We start from the raw sequence: 21,847 nt of genomic DNA on the forward strand, positions 1-21,847 counted from the left end.
CTTAGTCTTGGTCAGATCGCTGAATCAAATCACGAATTGTCTGCATGGTCAAGTCACAAGAAGCAAGCTCATCGGCACAACGTTTGAGCTCGCGCGTGATTCGCTCAGGATTTTGGATGTTTTTCTTGTATTTCATCTGGTGTTCGAGGCTAGCCCAGGAGTCCATGGCAATTGTGCGCAGTTGAATCTCGATAAAATAGGTACCCTGGTCATTTCCCAGACAGTCTGGGTAGGGAGTGGTCACCTCTAGAATCAGATGATAGGAACGGTAGCCGTTGGGTTTGACCTGACGGATATAGTCTTTCTCTTTGAAAATATGGATGCTTGGCATCTGGCGAATATACTCTACTATGCGGTAGATATCATCTGTAAAGCCTGTGATAATTCGAACGCCAATAGCATCTCGTATTTCTTTAAGAGCAGATTGACTTGTCTGAGGAAGGCCCTTGCGTTGGCATTTTTCACGCATGCTTTTTTCTGTTTTGATGCGCGCATGCAAATGCTCATATAGTTTGAGGTTGGTTTCTTTTTTGTAATTGGCTGCGGCCTCTTCTATGTCTTGAATAAAGGTTTGCAAGATGGTGGGTAAATAGGTCTCACAGCTACCATAGATAGAATTCATAAGCACGTCCATTCTGAACAGTTTTTTACTATTATATCATGAAAACGCAGATATGAGATAAGTTCCTACAAAGACAGATGGGATGAGAATTTTGACAAAGCCCCTTATTCGAGATATAATGAAGAAAAATCGAGCAAGGAAAAAGAAATGACAAACTCAAAGTATATAACACGCTTGAAACGTTCAGAGGGGCAGTTGCGTGGGATTCAAAAGATGATAGAAGAAGATCGTGACTGCGCTGATATTGTGACGCAGTTGACAGCAGTGAAATCGAGTGTTGAGCGCGTGATTGAGATGATGATTACGGAAAATCTCACCGCCTGCATCAACCAACCACTAGATGACCCCGAGGCTCAAAAAGAACGCCTAGAAAAGGCCATCCGCTACTTGATTAAACGGAAATAAAGAGATGAGAGTTGCAAAGATCTCTGCTATTGGAATAGTTTAATTTGAATCAAAAGAAGCTGGGTAAAAAGTCTTTAAAATTAAAAAACGCATACTATCAGGTGTTGAAAAACCTTGATAGTATGCGTTTTATTGTGGGGAGATTTATACTCTTCGAAAATCAAATTCAAACCACGTCAGCTTCACCTTGCCGTACTCAAGTACAGCCTGCGGCTAGCTTCCTAGTTTGCACTTTGATTTTCATTGAGTATTACTTCATTTTCTCCTGAAATTGAGTTGTTGCTCAGCTTCTTTTGCTTATTCTACTTGCCCAGGCCAAGCATTCATACCACCTTCTACGTTGATAACGGTGAGGCCTTGAGCGCTGAGAAATTGACAGGCAGATGCAGAACGCACTCCACCTTGACAGATAACATGGTATGCATGGTCAGGCTTGAGTTCTTTGTAGCCTTGTTCCAAGGTGCTTAAAGGCAGATTTTTTGCACCTGGTGCATGTCCTGCTTGGAATTCATGTACTTCACGAACATCGATAAGATCTAGATTTTCATGTTGGTATTTTTCATAAAAGTCAGCCATGCTGATATTAGTTACCATATTCTACTCCTTCTGGGTTAGCCATTTTGTATAGTGAATAAGCGCCGTCAAGGTTTTGGACGGTAAATTCTGCTTGCTTGAGGATACGCTCTGCGATATAGCTGCGCAAACCACTGTGGCAGCTAACGATGTAGGCTTGGTTCTTGTCCAGTTCATCCAAGCGTTCCCGTAGTTCGTTTAGGGGGATATGAATGGTATCGACTTTGAGTCGACCACTCTGGAATTCGCCACTTGTCCGTACATCTAGGAATTTCTTACCAGCAGCCAGTTCGTCTTCGAGCTGGTACCATTGAATATTGTCGCTTAAACCCTCAATTAGGTTCAAGGCCGCGTAGCCCAGCATATTGACGGGATCCTTGGCAGAGCCAAATGGTGGCGCATAGGTAAACTCTAACTCTGGTAAGTCAAAGACGGTGAGATTTCCCTTGATAGCAGTTGCTAGGATATCAATTCGCTTGTCAACACCTTTCTTCCCAACTCCTTGGGCACCATAGATTTTTCCAGTGGTTGGGTCAAAGAGGAGCTTCAAGGTCATATCAGTAGCGCCTGGATAATAACCAGCGTGGTCTTTTCCACTGACATGAAGCGCCTTGTAAGGAAGTTGATTCATGCGAAGGATACGTTCGCTGAGACCAGTCGAAGCGGCTGTCATATCAAAGGCACGGACGATAGCAGTGCCGATACTGCCCTTATTTGTACGTCCTAGTCCTGCGATGACGTCCGCCACTTGGCGTCCTTGTCGATTGGCAGGAGAAGCGAGAGAGATGAGAGCGTCTTGGCCTGTGATTTCTTGCTTGACGACGATGGCATCCCCAACTGCAAAAATATCTTTTTGACTGGTTTCGTAATGTTCATTGACCAGGATACCACCACGAAGTCCCAGTTCAATCCCCGCAGCTTTTGCCAGTCCGTTTTCAGGTTCAACACCGACAGAAAGGATGGTGAGGTCGGAAGCGATCTTTTGACCGTTTTCGAGAACGATGACTTTTCCTTGGTCTTCAAAGCGAGTTGCAGACTGGGAAGTGATAACGCGGACACCATTTGCCAGCAATTCTGCTTGGACAAAGGCCGCCATTTCGTGATCTAATGGTGGCAAGACATGAGGTGCTTTCTCCACGATGGTGACTTGCAATCCTCGTTTCGCCAGGTTTTCAGCCATTTCAAGCCCGATAAAGCCTGCACCGATAACGACAGCTTCTTTTGGATGATTGTCCAAGGCCGCCATAATCTCGTCGAGATCGGGAACATTGCGGAGTGTGAAGGCATTCTCGGCCTCTGCCAGCCCTTCAATAGCAGGAACAAACGGTTTAGCTCCTGGAGAGAGGATCAGCTTGTCGTAGCTTTCTGTGAATTCCTGCCCATCGTGCCGCACCGTCACAGTGTGTTCTTCTGGTGAAATCTGGATGACCTCGTGAAATGGTCGCACATCGAGATTAAAGCGTGCCATGAGACTTTCAGGAGTTTGAACCAATAAACTATCACGGTTTGCAATTTCTCCTGAAACATAGTAAGGAAGTCCACAGTTTGCAAAGGAAACAAAGGGACCTTTCTCAAAAATAGTGATTTCAGCGTCTTCCATGAGACGTCTGAGGCGGGTTGCTGCTGACATACCGCCTGCAACTCCTCCGACAATGATAATTTTCATTGACTTTCTCCTTTATACTTCTAGATGACCTTGCCTGTCCAAGCGCTCATACCGCCTCGGACATTGATGACATCGTAGCCTTTTTTCTTAAGCTTTTTAGCAGCTAGTTTGCTTCGTACACCTGAATGACAAATGACATAAAGTGTTTCTTTTGTCGCAGGTGTGTAGGAACCAATTTCAGTTAGAGGGACATTCTTGGCGTTTTTAATATGACCTCTACGGAATTCCATAGGCGTCCGAACATCCAATAGCTGAATCGGTTCTCTGAGTTTAGCTTCTAACTCGCTGGTAGAAATACTGTCAATTTTTGTAAATAAGTGAAACATAGGCACCTCCAAATATACCCTTATGGGGTATATTAAACCATGAAGTCAAGATTTTGTCAAGCAAGTTGTTTTGACTTGGGAGAGGGCTTGGTTTTGAGAGTTTAGAAAGCAAGCTATTCTTGACCTTTCAAAGTCTTTTTGATATGATGGCCTCAAACTAAGTGTGAGGTGCTAAGATGACCAGTGAATACCAGAAAATGATAGCAGGGGAGCCTTACCGTCCGTCGGACCCAGAGTTGCGTGCCTTGGCGCAGGCTTCTCGCCAAAAACAGGCTGCCTTTAACAAGGAAGAAGATCCCTTGAAGGGAGCAGATATTATCAAGACTTGGTTTGGTTCAACTGGGGAAAATCTCTATGTCAATCCACGATTAGTAGTGGATTATGGTGTTAATATCCATCTAGGGGAAAATTTTTATTCTAATTGGAACTTGACTATGCTGGATGTTTGTCCGATTCGCATCGGGAACAACGCCATGCTTGGCCCCAACTGTCAGTTTTTAACCCCACTCCATCCACTGGATCCGGATGAACGCAATTCAGGGGTCGAATACGGCAAGCCTATCACCATTGGAGATAATTTCTGGGCTGGAGGTGGCGTCATTGTCCTTCCCGGGGTGACACTAGGAAATAACGTCGTTGCAGGAGCAGGGGCTGTGATTACCAAGTCCTTCGGAGATAATGTCGTCCTAGCTGGGAATCCTGCTCGTGTTATCAAGGAAATACCAGTAAAAGAAAACTAAAAAGAACAGCTTGGGCTGTTCTTTTTATAATCTTTATCTTAGTCTTATAGATTTTTCTTCTTTTTTGCTTTCTTGGTCAAGAAAACATCGCACTGAGGGATGTTGGTTTTAAAAATCTATTAAAGGTAGTCTAGAGTTCAAAAATTGTTTTAGCAGCCCTTTCTAAAAAATTACTAGGCGAAATCTAATCCAAACTGAATTTAAGGAAACTTTCAGAAAAGTTTTAGTTTCGTTTCAGGAATCTTCTGTAGACTGTCTAGCTATATCATACGAAGGAGAGGAAAAAGGTATGAAATCAAAAAAATGGCCCCTACTCGCAACGAGTTTAACGGCAATGGTACTGATGGCAGCATGTTCCCAGTCAACAACTTCATCCAATACCAATGCAACGACAAATAGTGCCACAACAACTGCAACAAAGACAAATCAATCATCCTATTTTACAGAGAAGGACAATGATACTTCTTATGATGAAAGCACAGCTTCTAAGATTGAGTTATCTGGCTCATCAGCAAACGTCTCTGGAGATGGGGTGACAGTCTCTGAATCAACAGTGACCATCACAAAATCTGGAACTTATGTGATTTCAGGTCAGTCTGACGGAGTGCAGATCAAGGTCGAGGCAGATAAGTCGGCAGATGTTCATCTAGTCCTAAAAGGTGCAACCATGACCAATACCAATGCAGCGATTTCTGCGACATCAGCCGGCCATGTCTACTTAACTCTAGCTGAGGGAACCACCAACAGTCTCTCTGACTCAAGCTCTAACAGCGACGAAAAAGCAGACGCAGCCCTCTTTTCTAAGGTGGATTTGACCATCAACGGGAAAGGAACTCTCAATGTAGATGGCAAGAAAAACAATGGTATCAAGGCCAACGACACCCTCCACATCACGGGTGGAACCTATAACATCACAGCAGTTGGCGATGCCTTTAATGTTAATGATGAACTCAACATTACTGGTACGACCATGACTATCGACGCCAAAGAGGATGGGGTCAATGTGGACAATGATGAGGATACTTCAGTCGGAATCATGTACCTATCCAACAACACCATCACCGTTACAGCAGGAGATGATGGAATTCACGCTTCTGGTAACCTAGTGATTGATAGCGGTACCTATACCGTTAAGAATTCAACAGAAGGGATAGAAGGAAAATCCATCACCATAAACGACGGCGATATCAATGTCTATGCGACAGATGATGGAGTCAATGCAGCAAATAAAAATGCCCAACAGAGTGAAATCTTCTTCACCATGAACGGTGGGAACCTGACAGTAGAAGTTGGTCAAGGGGATACAGATCCAATCGACTCAAACGGCAATATCACGGTTACAGGTGGAACCATTAAAATGATTGGTCAAACAGGTTTTGACTTTGATGGAACAGCGACCTACACAGGCGGGGATATCTATCTCAACGGTGAAAAACAAACGGAAATCGTCAACTCTATGCCTGGAGGCGGTGGACCAAATGGAGGCCCTCAAGGAAATGGAGGCCCTGGCGGTCCAGCCCCTGGTGGACAGGGATAAACAAAAAAAGGATAGCATTCAATTAGAATGGCTATCTTTTTATATGGGTGATAGATTGATATGTTACGAGTGGTTTTATAATCCTAGCTTTCAAAGGCTAAATTGTTCAGTCCCCCGTTTTTGTTTACTTGAATTTTTTGAATTTTAAGAGGGTGTTGAGTAGTTTGCCCTTAAATGTTTTGTTTTGATAGGAAATCGTAAGGGAATTGAAAAATTCAACTGCTAGGTGTTCTTGGTGACCGAGTACCATCTCGCCTGCGGTTGCTTCTGGGAAAAAGACTCCTAATTTGATGCGGAGTCCACCTTTTTTCATCTTGAACTGATGCATACCATACATCTTGATATCAAGGCTTGGATTGGACATGAGAGTGGCAGTATCACCTGCTATAGAAATTTTTGTATCGGCATCCGGAACGACTGGTTTTTCAGCATCTAGACTGATAAAGATTTTTTGATAAGTTGGTTGTCCGTACTCTCCAATCAACTCCATCACTTCCTGTCCACCGTGCACTCCAGCAAATACAAAATGTTCAGGGTGAATTTTAAAAGGAAGTGCTTGGTCGCCCATTTTATTTAGTCCTTGGTTGAAAGCGAAGAAATCTCCCAAAATCAGGTCTCAAGAAAGTTCGTAAAGCATCACAATTTAGTAAATTTTAATTCGAGAGAGTTGCTATATTTACATGGAACATCCTTCGGGATGTTCTTTTTTATGCTTGTAAATCGATTTAAGATAGTTTATCTAATGATTAGTCGTTTCAATTTTATTGTTGAGGCCTAAGTAGATTTTTGATTGGTAATCAATAAGATGATAGTTAGCTTGATAAAAACTCTTGATAAATTTACTCTAACGGAATTAAATAATGAGAAAAATGATATAATAAGAAGAATAAAAAGTTAATGAGGAAATATGATGTCAGAACAGGTACAAAGGCAAGAGCTACATAGAAAGATATGGAAAATTGCTGATGAAGTTCGTGGTGCAGTAGATGGTTGGGACTTCAAGCAGTATATTTTGGGAATTCTATTTTATCGCTTTATTAGTGAAAATTTCAAAACCTATATCGAAGGTGGCGATGAATCAATTAACTATGAAGAGATTTCTGAAGATTTAATTACACCTGAAGTTCGAGATGATGCCATTAAAACCAAAGGTTATTTTATTATGCCTTCGCAGTTGTTTTCCAATGTTGTCAAAACTGCTCGTCAAAATGAGCACTTAAATACAGATTTAAAAGATATCTTTGATGATATTGAGTCTAGTGCGATTGGTTATGCGAGTGAACATGACATTAAGGGTCTTTTTGATGATGTAGATACCAGAAGTAACAAGTTAGGTAGTACGGTTCCAGAGAGAAATCAGCGCTTGACTCTGATTCTTGAAGGAATCGCAAGTCTTGATTTTGGAAACTTTGAAGATAACCATATTGATCTCTTTGGGGATGCTTATGAGTATCTAATCTCTAATTATGCTTCTAACGCTGGGAAATCTGGTGGAGAATTTTTTACACCGCAAAGTGTATCGAGACTCTTGGCGCGGATTGTTATGCTGGGTAAGAATGAAAAAAATAAAATCAATAAAATTTACGATCCTGCCTGTGGTTCGGGTTCGTTGCTTCTGCAAGCTAAAAAGCAGTTTAATGAGCACATAATTGAAGATGGATTTTATGGTCAGGAAATTAATATGACCACCTATAACCTAGCTCGAATGAATATGTTTTTACACAATATCAATTATGATAAGTTTAGCATTGAGCGTGGCAATACCTTACTTGATCCTAAGCATGTAAACGATAAGCCTTTTGATGCTATTGTGTCAAATCCACCATACTCTATCAAATGGATAGGAAGCGATGATCCGACGCTCATCAACGATGACCGCTTTGCCCCTGCGGGTGTATTAGCGCCTAAATCTAAGGCTGATTTTGCTTTTATTATGCATAGCCTGTCATACTTGTCGAATAAGGGACGAGCTGCAATCGTAACTTTCCCAGGTATTTTCTATCGGGGAGGTGCTGAGCAAAAAATCCGTCAATATCTAGTAGACAATAACTTTGTTGAAGCGGTTATTCAGCTACCAGACAATCTCTTTTTTGGGACCTCCATTGCGACCTGTATTCTTATTTTGGCAAAGAATAAGCCAACGACGGATATCCTCTTTGTTGATGCAAGTAAGCAGTTTAAGAAAGAAACTAATAATAACGTCTTGACAGAAGAGAATATCGAAAAAATCTTAGACAGTGTTGAAAAGAAAGAAAATGAAGATTACTTTTCTTGTATGGTGGTACAAGAAAAGGTAGCAGAGGCAGATTATAATCTTTCAGTGTCAACTTATGTAGAAAAAGAAGATACCCGTGAGAAGATTGATATTGATGTGCTCAATAAAGAAATCGCTGAGACTGTTGCCAAGATTGACCACTTGCGTGCAGAGATAGATAAGATTGTAGAGGAGCTTAGCTATGGCAAATGATGTGATTCTCTATAGAACAGATGACGGAGAGTCCGCTATTGAACTCCACTTGGATAATGGAACGGTCTGGCTGACCCAACAAGAACTAGCTGAGCTCTTTCAAACTTCCAAGCAAAACATTAGTAAACATATCAAGGCGATATTTGAAGATGGTGAACTGGATGAAGCAGTGGTTGTCAACTATCAGTTGACAACCACTCGTCACGGTGCAATAGCTGGTAAAACTCAGTCAAAAAAAGTCGCCTACTATAATCTGGATATGATTTTGGCAATTGGCTATCGTGTGCGTTCTCTTCGTGGAATCCAGTTCAGACATTATGCTTCGACAGTCTTGAAAGAGTATCTGATCAAGGGCTTTGCTATGGATGATGAGCGCTTGAAAAACTTGGGTGGAGGCTCTTATTTTAAAGAACTCCTTGAAAGAATCCGAGACATTCGCTCAAGTGAAAAAGTCTTTTACCGTCAGGTTTTGGATCTCTTTGCTACATCAAGTGACTACAATGCAAACTCATCAGAGGCAAAGAAATTCTTTGCGACGGTTCAAAACAAGATGCATTATGCTATTCACCACAATACTGCCAGTGAACTCATTTATCATCGTGTCGATAGCGAAAAGGAGTTTATGGGCTTGACCACTTTTAAGGGAGACCTTCCCACTCTATCTGAAGCAAAAGTTGCTAAGAACTATCTGACAGAAAAGGAACTCCGTGGGCTTAATCAGCTTGTATCAGGATATCTAGACTTTGCTGAAAGACAGGCGGAGCGAGAAGAAGTCATGACTATGGCGGACTGGGTGACACATGTAGACCGTATCCTTCAGGCTACTGGAGAAGACTTACTTGATAATAGTGGCTCTATCTCTCGTGAACAGATGAAGCAGAAGGTAGAAAAGGAATATAAGAGCTACCAAGCCAAGACCCTTAGTCAAGTTGAAAAAGATTACCTCAAGGAAATCAAAAGCATTGAAAATCTAGCCAAGGAAGGAGGTAAGTGATGAACATCCTAGAAGAAATCCAGAACTGTCCCGTTGAGTGGAAAGAGTTGGGGGAAGTTTGTTCTGTTAAGAAAGGTAAGCAACTAAATAAAAATTTATTGACAGAAGATGGATTATATCCTGCGTATAATGGTGGACAAACTTATTCAGGAAGAACTAATGATTACAATGTGGAAGCTAATACAATCATTGTAAGTCAAGGTGGAGCTTCTGCAGGTTTTGTTAATTTTGTCGATACCAAATTTTGGGCTAATGCACATTGTTATTATATACTTTCTGATGAGACTCGAGTGAATAATAGATTTGTATATCATTTTGTAAAAATGAATCAGAAATATCTTATGGATTTTCAACATGGAGCGGGGATACCCGCGTTAAAAGCTGACAAATTGTCCAAACTATTACTCCCCATCCCTCCTCTAGAAATTCAAGAAAAAATCGTGCAAATACTTGACAAATTCACCGATTATGTTACAGAATTGACCTCAGAATTGACCTCACGTAAAAAGCAATATTCTTTTTATAGAGATAAACTCTTGTCATTTGAAGACGAGGTTTATCAGGTTGAGTGGAAGACGTTGGGGGAAGTGGCGGAATGTTTAGCGGGAGCTACTCCAAGGACTTCTAATTCTTCGTATTGGGAAAATGGAACTATTCCGTGGATGAGCTCAGGAGAAGTAAGCAAAGGTTTTGTTTATGATACGGAGAAAAAAATTACTCAAGAAGGTTATGACAGTTGCAGTACTAAAGTTGTTCCAAGAGACACAGTTGTTATTGCCTTAGCGGGACAGGGAAAAACACGAGGAACAGTGGCTATTACAAAAGTTGAATTGTGTACTAATCAATCATTATGTTCAATAGTTTCAAATGATGATATAAATAGTCATTATTTATATTATTATTTAAAAGGACAATATCAAAAACTTCGAGATATTTCTTCTGGTGAAGGAACTAGAGGAGGTTTAAATTTAAAAATGATTAGAGATTTTAGAATCCCAGTCCCTTCTCTCAAAATCCAGTCTCGTATTGTTCAAGTTCTAGACAATTTCGACATGGTTTGTAACGATCTAAACATCGGACTTCCCAAGGAGATTGAGCTTCGCCAAAAACAGTACGAATATTTCCGAGAAAAACTCTTGACATTCACCGCCGAAGGCGTGTACACTGACAGTACAGTACAGTACAGTACAGTACAGACAAGACCTCATTAGGCTCTTAAACTGGGTTTTTGGTCCAATTCGGGTGGAATTGGGAGCTATAGGAGACATTATTCGGGGGAATGGGCTTCAGAAAAAAGATTTTCAAGACACAGGCGTTCCTTGTATCCATTACGGACAGATATATACATACTATGGAATTGAAACTGATATAACGAAGTCGTTTATTAATCTAGAATTATCAAAAAAACTTCAAAAAGCTAAAACTGGTGACTTAATTGTTGCAACGACATCCGAGAATGTTGAAGATGTTGGTAAGTCTTTGGTTTGGTTAGGAAAAGATGAAGTTTGTATTGGAGGACATTCATGTATAATCAGAACCGAGCAAAATAGTAAATATTTAGCCTACTTTTTTAGAACTAGCTATTTCCAAAACCAGAAGAAAAAAAGAGTCTTGGGAACTAAAGTAATTGAACTTTATCCTAAAAACCTTGCAAAAATTCAAATAATATTATCTCCTTTATCAACACAATCTCAAATTGTCTCCATCCTTGACAATTTTAACACCCTAACCAACTCTATTTCTGAAGGTCTTCCTAAAGAGATAGAACAGAGACAGAGACAGTATGAATACTGGCGGGAACAATTGCTAAATTTTGATTTATAGAAAAGAATAGGAAAGGGATATGGCAAAAGCGCTAAGTGATATTGCACAAGAGTTAAAAGCTTCGAATCAGAAAGTTCAGCTGATCTACGCCTTTAATGGGACAGGAAAGACCAGACTCTCTAAAGAGTTTGCTAAGTTGTTTCAAGCTGAAGAAGGCGGTCTTACGAGAGATAAGATTCTTTATTATAATGCTTTTACTGAGGACTTGTTCTATTGGGATAATGATCTTGATAGCAATCAAGATTTTAAACTGAAGATTCAGCCAAATTCTTTTATATCTTGGATAATTCAAGAGCAGGGACAGGATCAGAATATTATTTCGCATTTTCAGCATTATACAAATGATAAAATGACACCTTCATTTCTTTTGTCAGATGGTCATATTCTTTTCACTATTCAAAGTGGTGATGGTGAGGATAGACTAAACGAACAAATTAAGTTATCCAAAGGTGAAGAGAGCAATTTTATTTGGTCTATTTTTTATACATTGCTAGAGCTAGTTATTAGTGAGCTTGATATACTAGAACCTGATGAACGTAGTACTAGAGAGTTTGATGATTTAGAGTATGTGTTTATTGATGACCCGGTTTCATCATTAGATGAAAACCACTTGATAGAAGTTGCATCAAATTTAGGGAAGTTAATTAGAACGAGTAAGTCTGATCTTAAATTTATAATAACAACTCACAATCCTTTATTCTATAACGTCTTATATAATGAGTTAAAAAATATTAAAAGGAATGAGAGATATAGTAAGCGAGCTATTGACGAAGAAACTGGAGAGAATAGAACCTATATTGACACCCGAAAAGTTCCTGATAGTAGTAGATTTAGATTTGAAAAATTAGAAGATGGATCATATAAGCTGATACCTCAACCGGATGACTCTCCTTTTGCTTATCATAATTTTTTAAGAAAATCATTACATAAAGCTATAGAAGACAATTTGGTTTATAAATATCATTTTAATTTTTTAAGAAATCTTTACGAGAAAACAGCAACTTTCCTGGGTTATCAAAAATGGCAGGATTTATTGCCACGTGATAATGAAGGAAGTTTTAGTAACTATGAGTCAAGGATATTAAATATTTCTAGTCATTCTAAAGTATCAACCGAGGAAGATGAACTAGTAACCCTCCCAGAAACTGCGCTTTTAAAAAACCTGTTACAGCATTTAGAGAGCACTTGCAATTATAAGGAGTAATTATGTCTGAAAGTACATTCACTACAGCTATTGTTGAGTCAGATAATTTTATCATTTTAGAAAAGTATACCAAGCTAGAACAGCCTAGTCAGTATCAGACAGAGGCGGACTTGGAGAAGGAGCTGATTGCTGACTTGCGCCAGCAAGGATACGAGTATCTTACTTATTTGACGACCCCAGAGGCGCTTTTGGCTAATCTCAAGACCCAGATGGAAGTTCTGAATAATGTGGTTTTTACAGATGCTGAGTGGTTGCGCTTCTTGGATGAGTACCTCAATAAACCCAGTGACAGTTTGATTGATCGTACCAGAAAACTTCATGATAACTATATTTATGATTTTATATTTGATGATGGGCATATCCAGAATATCTATTTATGGGATAAGAAAAATATTAGTCGAAACAAGCTGCAAGTCATTAATCAAATGAAGCAAGTCGGTACCAGTAGCAATCGTTATGATGTGACCTTGCTGGTAAATGGATTGCCTCTGGTACAAATTGAGCTTAAAAAACGCGGAGTTGCGATTCGAGAGGCCTTTAATCAGGTGCACAGATATAGTAAAGAAAGTTTCAATGAGGAGAATTCTCTCTTTAAGTACCTTCAGATTTTTATCATCTCAAACGGAACGGATACTCGGTATTTTGCTAATACGACCAAGCGAGATAAGAATTCTTATGAGTTCACCATGAACTGGGCTTTGAAAAATAATAATCCTATTAAGGACTTGAAGGACTTTACAGCAACTTTCTTAAGTCAACAGACCTTGTTAAATGTCTTGATAAATTATTCTGTCTTTGATACTAATGATACTCTTCTCATCATGCGTCCTTATCAGATTGCGGCAACTGAGAGAATCATCTGGAAGATACGTTCAGCTATTGCTTCAAAAATCAAAAGCGGTCCTGATACAGGTGGTTATATTTGGCATACTACCGGTTCAGGGAAGACCTTGACAAGTTTTAAAGCTGCTAGACTTGCTACTGAGATGGAAGAAGTGGATAAGGTTTTTTTTGTGGTGGACCGCAAGGACTTGGATTATCAGACGATGAAAGAGTACCAGCGATTTTCACCTGACTCAGTCAACGGTTCAAATAGCACTGCAGGTCTCAAACGCAATATCGAGAAGGATGATAATAAAATTGTCGTGACGACCATTCAGAAGCTTAACAATTTTATGAGCAGTGAGAGCCATCATGAAATTTATCAAAAGCAAGTGGTTTTCATTTTTGATGAATGTCATCGTTCTCAGTTTGGTGAAGCGCAAAAGCGACTCAGACAGAAATTTAAGAAATATTGCCAGTTTGGTTTTACGGGTACACCGATTAAGGTAGAGAATGCGCTTGGTTCCGAGACAACGGCATCTGTTTTCGGTCGTGAGTTACATGCCTATGTGCTAACTGATGCGATTCGAGATCAAAAAGTCTTGAAGTTTATGGTGGATTATAACGACGTTCGTCCGAAGTTTAAGTCAATTGAAAGCGAGCAGGATTTGACCAAGTTATCTGCAGCTGAAAATAAAAAAGCACTGCTTCATCCGACTCGAATCGCTGAAATATCCAGGTATGTCTTAGATCATTTTGATCAAAAAACGCATCGATTAACTGGTAAAGGTTTCAATGCTATGTTTGCTGTTTCAAGTGTTGATGCAGCAAAAGCCTACTATCAAGAGTTGCAAAATCAGCAAAAAGATTCTGATAAACCATTGAAGATTGCGACTATCTTTTCCTATGCTGCGAATGAGTCTCAGGTGGCTATTGGTGAAATTGATGATGAGAGCTTTTCACCGACAGATTTAGCGGATATTAGTAGTAAAGAATTTTTGAGTAGCTGTATAGCTGATTATAATCAGTTATTTGGCACTAATTTTACTATTAATGGCAATGATTTTCAGAATTACTATCGTGATTTGGCTAAACGCGTCAAAAATCGGGAGGTGGATCTCTTAATTGTAGTTGGGATGTTCTTGACTGGCTTTGATGCACCAACTTTAAACACTCTTTTTGTGGATAAGAATCTGAGATATCATGGTCTAATCCAAGCTTTTTCACGCACCAATCGAATTTATGATGCTACCAAGTCATTTGGGAATATTGTAACCTTCCGGGATTTAGAGAAGGCTACAACTGATGCTATTAAGCTATTTGGAAAGACTGAGACAGCAGAAGTCTTGCTCGAACGTTCTTATCAAGAGTATATGACAGGCTTTACGGAGGCCGGTGAAGAGCAAAAGGGTTATATGGCCGTTGTTCAAGAGTTACAAGAAAAGTTTCCGGACCCGCAAGCTATCATTAAAGAGCGTGATAAGAAAGAATTTGTCTCTTTGTTTGGTCAATTTCTTCGTTTAGATAATATCTTACAAAACTACGATGATTTCATGAGTCTACGAGCTTTACAAGAACTTGATATCTTAGATGATAAGGCTGTAGAGGCTTTCAAGGAACGTTTCCATGTGGACGATGAAACTTTGGAGGAGTTATCTAGGTTAGACATCCCAAGTACTAGGGAAATTCAAGACTACCGTTCAACCTATAATGACATTAAGTCATGGTATGAGAATGAACGCCGTAATCAGGAAGATAGCGAATCTAAAGTTGATTGGGATTCGATTGTTTTTGAAGTTGAATTACTAAAATCTCAAGAAATCAATCTAGACTATATCTTAGAGCTAATTTTTGAGACTAATAAAAAGGTTTCAGATAAGGATGAACTTGTTACAGAAATTACTCGGACCATTCGAGCAAGTCTTGGCAATCGAGCTAAGGAAGATTTGATAGTCGCTTTCATCCATGACAGTGATTTAGATAGTTTTGCTGATAAATCAGATATCATTGAACAGTTCTTTATTTTTGCGCAAAGTGAGCAGAAAAGGGAAGCGGATGAGTTGATACAGACTGAGGGATTAAATGAACAAAGCGCTAAGCGCTACATACAAGCTTCGTTGAAGCATGAGTATGCTAGTGAAAATGGGAATGATTTGAATGAAGCTCTGCCGAAAATGAGCCCACTAAATCCACAATATCGTACAAAAAAACAAACCGTTTTTCAAAAGATCAGTCGTTTTGTTGAAAAATTCAAGGGAATTGGTGGAGATATTTAAGAATCATTTGATTGAGTAACGAAATAAATCTGCCTAAACAATAAAAAGTAGCTATCAAATGTGCTTAAGGGCTACTTTTTTATTATTCTATTTTCTGCTTTTAGGAAACTGTTTCTATCATTTTTGAGAATCTCAAAGTATACTTGGAAGGTGGCGGATTCTATATTTTTCAAGTGAATCAGTCATATCTAGCTGGGTCTGATAAGTATTCATTGTACGGAATATACTTAAAGTTAAGACGGTGGCTATCTTGTTGACCTTATTAGAAGGATGCTTCTTAATCCAGTTAATCCTTATGATAGTAGCTTGCTAGAATATATTAGAATAAAGAATTTTTCTGAAAATTTCTGAGATTGATTACGTCTAGACGTTTTTATCCCTCTATCTGAACTTGCATCCGGATGAACATATCGCGGTGCTGCTCTTGGATGACCTCGCAGATATAATCATCCACAGGAGTATATTCAGCTTGGATTAGAGATTGGTGAAAATGTAGCAGAGCTTATAACTAAAATAGACCTCCCGCATCAATGTACTGCACCCCAAAAGTTAGACAGAGAAAATCTAACTTTTGGGGTGCGGTACACAACAGGTGGTATTCTCTTATATGCTTATTTCATCGAACTTTTAAGCAAGTCCATGGTACCATTAAGAAGAGTATCTGTCAAAAAGTTGCGATTGTATTGTTTTTACTCTCAGTGCATTAGCTTCCTCCTTGACACTTCGTCAGCTTTTGATACAATAGTACAAAATTAGAGGAGGTGGGTTATGATTCAGAAACATGCGATTCCCATTTTGGAGTTTGATGACAATCCCCAGGCGGTCCTTATGCCAACACATGAGGGATTGGACTTAAAGTTGCCAAAGAAATGCATCTATGCATTTTTGGAGGAAGAGATTGACCGCTACGCTCAGGAAGCAGGAGCGGACTGTGTTGGTGAGTTCGTTTCTGCCACCAAGACTTATCCAGTCTATGTCGTCAACTACAAGGGTGAGGAGATCTGTCTGACCCAGGCGCCCGTGGGCTCTGCTCCAGCGGCCCAGTTTATGGATTGGTTGGTTGGCTATGGTGTGGAGCAAATCATCTCTACTGGTACCTGTGGCGTCCTAGCCGATATAGAGGAGAATGCCTTTCTCATCCCTGTTCGGGCTCTGCGAGATGAGGGGACTAGCTACCATTATGCAGCACCTTCTCGTTATATGGAGCCGCAGATTGAGGCTATCTCTGCCATTGAGCAAGTCTTGGAACAAAGAGGCATCCCTTACGAGGAAGTCATGACCTGGACGACAGATGGTTTTTACCGAGAGACAGCTGAAAAGGTTACCTATCGCAAGGAAGAAGGCTGTGCTGTTGTGGAAATGGAGTGCTCTGCTCTTGCGGCAGTAGCTCAGTTACGTAGGGTTGTTTGGGGAGAACTGCTCTTTACCGCAGATTCCTTGGCGGATCTAGATAACTACGACAGTCGTGACTGGGGTTCGGAAGCTTTTGATAAGGCGCTCGAACTCTGTTTTGCTATTGTGCACCACATGTGAGTGCTCTTACTGTTTTTATGGTACAATGTAGCTATGTTATTCAAATCTTTTTTGGAAAAAATCAAGACGACGCTGGTTCGATTATCACCAGCCCGTCGCATCTTTTTAAGTTTTGCCTTAGTTATCTTCTTGGGCTCGCTCCTTTTAAGCCTCCCCTTTGTGCAAGCAGCAACGTCACAAGCGACCTACTTTGACCATCTCTTTACGACTGTGTCCATGGTCTGTGTGACAGGGCTCTTCACCCAGCCGGTGGCCTCTACTTACAATATCTGGGGCCAGTTGATTTGCATGCTGTTAATCCAGATCGGTGGTTTGGGGCTTATGACCTTTATCGGAATCTTTTATATCCAAGGGAAACAAAAGCTCAGTCTTCGTAGCCGTGAGACTATTCAAGAAAGTTTTAGTTATGGGGAAACCCAGTCCTTAAAGGACTTCATCCGCTCGATCTTTTTGACGACTTTTCTGGTAGAAGGGCTCGGTGCCTTTCTCCTGAGTTTCCGCTTCATTCCTGAATTTGGATGGGGGCGAGGGATGTTAACCTCTATCTTTTTGGCTATTTCAGCTTTCTGCAATGCTGGGTTTGATAATTTTGGAAGTACGAGTTTGGCAGTCTTTCAGACGGACCCTTTGATCAATCTAGTGATTGCAGGATTGATTATAACGGGTGGTCTAGGATTTATGGTCTGGTTTGACCTAGCGACCCAGTTTGGGAAAAAGAAAAAACGCCGTCTTCGCTTTCATACTAAGCTGGTTCTCTTTTTAACAGCGGGAATTTTATTCTTTGGAACGGTATCAACCCTTTTGATTGAGTGGAACAACCCAGGAACGATTGGAAATCTCAGCGCTCCAGAGAAACTGCTGGTTAGCTTTTTCCAGACTGTCAGCATGAGAACGGCGGGTTTTGCTTCTATTGATTACACCCAGGCTCGACCGGTCACCTTGCTGATCTACATCTTGCAGATGTTTCTGGGCGGGGCGCCTGGAGGGACAGCAGGGGGACTCAAGATTACGACCTTCTTTGTCTTGTTAGCCTTCGCTCGTAGTGAACTATTGGGCTTGCCTCATGCCAATGTGGCTCGGAGAACTATTGAACCTCGAACAGTGCAAAAATCTTTCAGTGTCTTTATTATCTTCTTGCTAACATTCTTGCTGGGCTTGATTCTGCTAGGGATAACGGCGGAAGGAAATCCGCGCTTTATCTACCTCATGTTTGAGACCATTTCAGCCCTTGCGACAGTTGGGGTGACGGCTAATTTAACACCAGAGTTAGGCAAGTTAGCTCTCAGTATCGTTATGTTGTTGATGTTTATCGGCCGTATTGGTCCCTTGACACTACTGGTAAGTTTAGCAGAATACCAGCCAGACAAGAAAGATTTGATTCACTATATGAAAGCAGATATCACTATCGGATAAGAAAGGAAGAACGATGTCAGATCGGACGATTGGAATTTTAGGTTTGGGAATTTTTGGGAGCAGTGTTTTGGCTGCTCTTGCCAAGCATCATATGAATATCATTGCTATTGATGACCACGAGGAGCGCATTAATCAATTTGAACCCGTGCTGGCGCGTGGAGTAGTTGGGGATATCACGGATGAAGAACTCCTTCTATCAGCGGGAATTGACACCTGCGATACCGTAGTTGTTGCAACGGGGGAAAATCTGGAGTCCAGTGTTCTTGCAGTCATGCACTGTAAAAGTCTAGGGGTGCCGACTGTCATTGCCAAGGTAAAAAGCCATACAGCTAAAAAGGTACTGGAGAAAATTGGTGCGGACTCGGTCATCTCACCGGAATTTGAAATGGGACGTTCGTTAGCGCAGAGAATTCTCTTTCATAACAGCGTAGATGTCTTTCAGTTGGACAAGAATGTTTCAATTGTCGAGATGAGAATCCCCCAATCTTGGGCGGGGAAAAGCCTTAGCCAGCTAGATTTACGTGGGCGATACAATCTCAATGTACTTGGATTTCGTGCCTACGAAAATGCTCCTCTAGATGTTCAATTCGGTCCCGATGACCTTTTACGGTCAGGCGCCTATATCATGGCGGTGATTAATAACCAACATTTGGATACTCTAACAGAGCTTAGTAAGTAGGAGAGGAAGGGCTGTTTTCTTCCTCAATGATTAATGAATCAATATAAGTATTTTATAAGAGGGATTTAAGAAAAATTTTAACTTTTTCTTAATCCTTTTTAATTTTAGGAGATTATACTAGAGTCATCAAAAAAAGAAAACTCTAAGGAGAATCCTATGAAATTCAATCCAAATCAGAGATATACTCGTTGGTCAATTCGCCGTCTTAGTGTCGGTGTTGCCTCAGTTGTTGTGGCCAGTGGCTTCTTTGTCCTAGTTAGTCAACCAAGTTCTGCACGTGCTGATGTCGTCAATCCGACTCCTGCCCAAGTCGTACCAGACGCTGCTTCGGTGAATGAAAAGAGCGACTTACCAGCAGAGGTTCTCAAAAAAACAGTCGATGTAGCTCTTCCTTCAGAACAGTCTGTTCCAACACCTAAAGCAAGTGTGGATACGACAAGCTCTTCAGAAAAATCGGACGAAACTGCTAAAGAGCCTGTAGTAGCACCAAAAGAAGAAGTGCAAGCACAACCTGACTCTAAGAAACAAAAAGAAGATGCAGCTAAACCTGTGGAAAGTCCTGCGTCTACAGTTTCTGGGCAAGATCGTGAAGCCAGTGAAGCGAAACCAGCAACAACTCCAGCTGAAGTGCAAAAAGGTGTGGTTGATAATACCAAAGACACAGTAGATGTCCCAGCTAGCTACCTTGACAAGGCCAACTTCCCAGGTCCATTTACAGCCGGTGTCAACCAAGTTATTCCATACGAAGCTTTCGGTGGTGATGGTATGTTGACTCGCCTCTTGTTAAAAGCCTCAGACAAAGCCCCATGGTCAGATAATGGTTCAGCTAAAAATCCTGCTCTCCCATCAGTAGAGAAATTGGGCAAAGGCCTTTACTTCTACGAAGTAGACTTGGCAGGCACTCAAGGAAAATCTGATAAAGAGTTGCTTGACCTCTTGAAACAAAACGGCACTCAAAGTTATAAGGCAACCATCAAGGTGTACGGTGCGAAAGATGGCAAGCCTGACTTAACTAATCTGGTAGCGACTAAAGATTTGGATGTTAACTTGAATGGTTTGACCACTCAAGCTGAAGTGCAAAAAGGTGTGGCCGACAATACCAAAGATACAGTAGATGTCCCAGCTAGCTACCTTGACAAAGCCAATTTCCCAGGACCATTTACAGCTGGTGTCAACCAAGTCATTCCATACGAATTCTTCGCTGGTGACGGCATGTTAACTCGTCTTATCTTGAAAGCTTCAGACAAAGCTCCATGGTCAGACAATGGTTCAGCTAAAAATCCCGCCCTTCCACCAGTAGAAAACTTAGGCAAAGGTCTTTACTTCTATGAAGTAGACTTGGCAGGAACTCAAGGCAAATCAGATAAAGATCTTCTTGACCTCTTGAAACAAAATGGTACACAAAGTTATAAAGCCACTATCAAGGTATACGGTGCTAAAGATGGTAAGGCCGATTTAAGCAACCTCGTAGCAACAAAAGATTTGGATGTCAACTTGAACGGCTTGACCACCCCAGCTGAAGTGCAAAAAGGTGTGGCCGACAATACTAAAGACACAGTGGATGTTCCAGCCTCTTACTTGGATAAAGCGAACTTCCCAGGTCCATTCACAGCTGGTGTCAACCAAGTCATTCCATACGAATTCTTCGCTGGTGACGGTATGTTAACCCGCCTTATCTTGAAAGCCTCAGACAAGGCTCCATGGTCAGACAATGGTTCAGCTAAAAATCCCGCTCTTCCACCAGTAGAAAAATTGGGCAAAGGCCTCTACTTCTACGAAGTGGACTTGGCAGGTACCCAAGGTAAATCTGATAAAGAGCTTCTAGACCTCTTGAAACAAAACGGCACTCAAAGCTATAAAGCAACTATCAAAGTGTACGGTGCGAAAGACGGCAAGGCGGATTTGAGCAACCTCGTAGCGACTAAGGATTTGGATGTTAATTTGAATGGTTTGACCACACCAAATCAGGTTAAAGAGTCTGTTGTTAACAATGTCAAAGACATGATTGATGTTCCAGCTAGCTACCTTGAAAAAGCAAATGTTCCAGGTCCATTCTTGGCCGGTGTCAACCAAGTTATTCCATACGAAGCTTTTGGTGGAGATGGTATGTTGACTCGCCTCTTGTTAAAAGCTTCAGACAAAGCCCCATGGTCAGATAACGGAACGGCTAAAAATCCTGCTCTATTGCCACTTGAAGGCTTGGCTAAAGGCCAATATTTCTACGAAGTGGATTTGAATGGCAATACGGTTGGCAAAGAAGGACAAGCCCTTCTAGATCAACTTCGAGCTAACGGAACCCATACATATCTAGCTACTGTTAAAGTCTATGGATCTAAAGATGGCAAACCTGATTTGACCAATCTGATTGCTACTCGTCAAGTAACGATTCGACTTCGTGGAAAAGAAATGGCGACAATACCATCTCAACAAGGTCAGATGAATACGAAGCCTTCTGAAACAGGCTCTACAGGTATGACTGAGGGTATGATGGGTACAAATCACCATATGTCAGATATGAAAGTAGATCAACCAGCTTCTAGCCCAATGGCTAATATGATGAAAAAAGATGATAAAGCGATGCTACCAAATACTGGGGAAGCTAAGACGGCTACAGCTGGCCTTGGTATCTTTGGTCTAGCCTTGGCAGGTCTTGTTGGACTTTTGGGTTTGACAACCAAACGGGAAGATTAAGATTCAAATCACTTAAACATTAGGGAAAATAGTGTTATACTAAAGCAAGTATAACACTGTTTTTATCGAAGGAGT

The 21,847-nt window shown here is 40.9% G+C and carries 18 protein-coding genes and 1 pseudogene; 13 read left to right on the plus strand and 6 right to left on the minus strand.

The window, feature by feature from the left end; genetic code table 11:
- Window position 1: 1 nt before the first annotated feature.
- Window positions 2-622, minus strand: a complete 621-nt coding sequence (locus tag M1F56_RS07570) for a GTP pyrophosphokinase (protein ID WP_084874277.1) — start codon at window positions 620-622, stop codon at window positions 2-4.
- Window positions 623-769: 147 nt separating this feature from the next.
- On the opposite strand from M1F56_RS07570, the gene M1F56_RS07575 reads away from it, so the two are divergent.
- Window positions 770-1,027 (plus strand): metal-sensitive transcriptional regulator, encoded by a 258-nt coding sequence (locus M1F56_RS07575; protein ID WP_000185161.1) that lies wholly within the window; start codon window positions 770-772, stop codon window positions 1,025-1,027.
- A 297-nt stretch (window positions 1,028-1,324) separates the two neighbouring features.
- Here the strand turns inward: M1F56_RS07575 and M1F56_RS07580 are convergent, their stop codons facing one another.
- From M1F56_RS07580 to M1F56_RS07590, 3 genes are read right to left on the minus strand one after another with little or no spacing between them, the layout of a single operon-like run.
- Window positions 1,325-1,621 carry a rhodanese-like domain-containing protein gene (locus tag M1F56_RS07580; protein ID WP_247917326.1) on the minus strand — a complete coding sequence of 99 codons (297 nt, stop codon included), beginning with the start codon at window positions 1,619-1,621 and terminating at the stop codon, window positions 1,325-1,327.
- Window positions 1,611-3,266, minus strand: coding sequence for an FAD-dependent oxidoreductase (locus M1F56_RS07585; RefSeq protein WP_247917327.1), 1,656 nt, complete (start codon window positions 3,264-3,266; stop codon window positions 1,611-1,613). Before M1F56_RS07585 ends, M1F56_RS07580 begins: the two co-directional genes overlap by 11 nt.
- Before the next feature lie 20 nt (window positions 3,267-3,286).
- Window positions 3,287-3,592 (minus strand): rhodanese-like domain-containing protein, encoded by a 306-nt coding sequence (locus M1F56_RS07590; protein WP_038804267.1) that lies wholly within the window; start codon window positions 3,590-3,592, stop codon window positions 3,287-3,289.
- Between the two features lie 176 nt (window positions 3,593-3,768).
- Here M1F56_RS07590 and M1F56_RS07595 point away from each other — a divergent pair, with 176 nt between their 5' ends.
- A complete protein-coding gene (locus M1F56_RS07595; RefSeq protein ID WP_247917328.1) occupies window positions 3,769-4,332 on the plus strand; it encodes a sugar O-acetyltransferase in 564 nt (187 codons plus the stop codon).
- 289 nt (window positions 4,333-4,621) lie between these two features.
- Entirely contained in the window at window positions 4,622-5,869 is a 1,248-nt protein-coding gene (locus M1F56_RS07600) for a carbohydrate-binding domain-containing protein (protein ID WP_247917329.1), read from the plus strand.
- 124 nt (window positions 5,870-5,993) lie between these two features.
- Here the strand turns inward: M1F56_RS07600 and M1F56_RS07605 are convergent, their stop codons facing one another.
- Window positions 5,994-6,437, minus strand: a complete 444-nt coding sequence (locus tag M1F56_RS07605; RefSeq protein ID WP_247917330.1) for a hypothetical protein — start codon at window positions 6,435-6,437, stop codon at window positions 5,994-5,996.
- 342 nt (window positions 6,438-6,779) lie between these two features.
- On the opposite strand from M1F56_RS07605, the gene M1F56_RS07610 reads away from it, so the two are divergent.
- From M1F56_RS07610 to M1F56_RS07635, 6 genes are read left to right on the plus strand one after another with little or no spacing between them, the layout of a single operon-like run.
- On the plus strand, window positions 6,780-8,336 hold the full coding sequence (locus M1F56_RS07610; RefSeq protein ID WP_247917331.1) for a type I restriction-modification system subunit M: 1,557 nt from the start codon (window positions 6,780-6,782) through the stop codon (window positions 8,334-8,336).
- A complete protein-coding gene (locus M1F56_RS07615) occupies window positions 8,326-9,330 on the plus strand; it encodes a virulence RhuM family protein (RefSeq protein ID WP_247917332.1) in 1,005 nt (334 codons plus the stop codon). Before M1F56_RS07610 ends, M1F56_RS07615 begins: the two co-directional genes overlap by 11 nt.
- Window positions 9,330-10,541, plus strand: a complete 1,212-nt coding sequence (locus M1F56_RS07620) for a restriction endonuclease subunit S (protein WP_247917333.1) — start codon at window positions 9,330-9,332, stop codon at window positions 10,539-10,541. The genes M1F56_RS07615 and M1F56_RS07620 overlap by 1 nt, the downstream gene beginning before the upstream one ends.
- Window positions 10,542-10,572: 31 nt before the next feature.
- The gene (locus M1F56_RS07625) at window positions 10,573-11,154 is read left to right on the plus strand and encodes a restriction endonuclease subunit S (RefSeq protein WP_084919994.1); all 582 of its coding nucleotides are present in this window, start codon (window positions 10,573-10,575) and stop codon (window positions 11,152-11,154) included.
- A gap of 19 nt (window positions 11,155-11,173) precedes the next feature.
- On the plus strand, window positions 11,174-12,358 hold the full coding sequence (locus M1F56_RS07630; protein ID WP_084919993.1) for an AAA family ATPase: 1,185 nt from the start codon (window positions 11,174-11,176) through the stop codon (window positions 12,356-12,358).
- Between the two features lie 2 nt (window positions 12,359-12,360).
- Window positions 12,361-15,456 (plus strand): type I restriction endonuclease subunit R, encoded by a 3,096-nt coding sequence (locus tag M1F56_RS07635; RefSeq protein WP_247917334.1) that lies wholly within the window; start codon window positions 12,361-12,363, stop codon window positions 15,454-15,456.
- Window positions 15,457-15,829: 373 nt separating this feature from the next.
- Here M1F56_RS07635 and M1F56_RS07640 read toward each other — a convergent pair.
- A pseudogene (locus tag M1F56_RS07640) lies at window positions 15,830-15,958 on the minus strand (MerR family transcriptional regulator); the annotation flags it as partial.
- 266 nt (window positions 15,959-16,224) lie between these two features.
- Between M1F56_RS07640 and M1F56_RS07645 the strand changes: the two are divergent.
- The 4 genes from M1F56_RS07645 to M1F56_RS07660 all read left to right on the plus strand — a co-directional run bounded on the left by M1F56_RS07645 (window position 16,225) and on the right by M1F56_RS07660 (window position 21,772).
- Entirely contained in the window at window positions 16,225-16,989 is a 765-nt protein-coding gene (locus tag M1F56_RS07645; protein WP_247917335.1) for a nucleoside phosphorylase, read from the plus strand.
- A gap of 33 nt (window positions 16,990-17,022) precedes the next feature.
- Window positions 17,023-18,402: a TrkH family potassium uptake protein gene (locus tag M1F56_RS07650; protein WP_247917336.1), complete on the plus strand. Its 1,380-nt coding sequence runs from the start codon at window positions 17,023-17,025 to the stop codon at window positions 18,400-18,402.
- A 13-nt stretch (window positions 18,403-18,415) separates the two neighbouring features.
- Window positions 18,416-19,081, plus strand: coding sequence for a potassium channel family protein (locus tag M1F56_RS07655; RefSeq protein WP_247917337.1), 666 nt, complete (start codon window positions 18,416-18,418; stop codon window positions 19,079-19,081).
- A 156-nt stretch (window positions 19,082-19,237) separates the two neighbouring features.
- Window positions 19,238-21,772 (plus strand): SSURE domain-containing protein, encoded by a 2,535-nt coding sequence (locus tag M1F56_RS07660; RefSeq protein WP_247917338.1) that lies wholly within the window; start codon window positions 19,238-19,240, stop codon window positions 21,770-21,772.
- The last annotated feature ends 75 nt before the right edge of the window (window positions 21,773-21,847 follow it).

Origin of the sequence: Streptococcus oralis (genome assembly GCF_023109005.1) — a bacterium.
Classification (GTDB): domain Bacteria; phylum Bacillota; class Bacilli; order Lactobacillales; family Streptococcaceae; genus Streptococcus; species Streptococcus oralis_BU.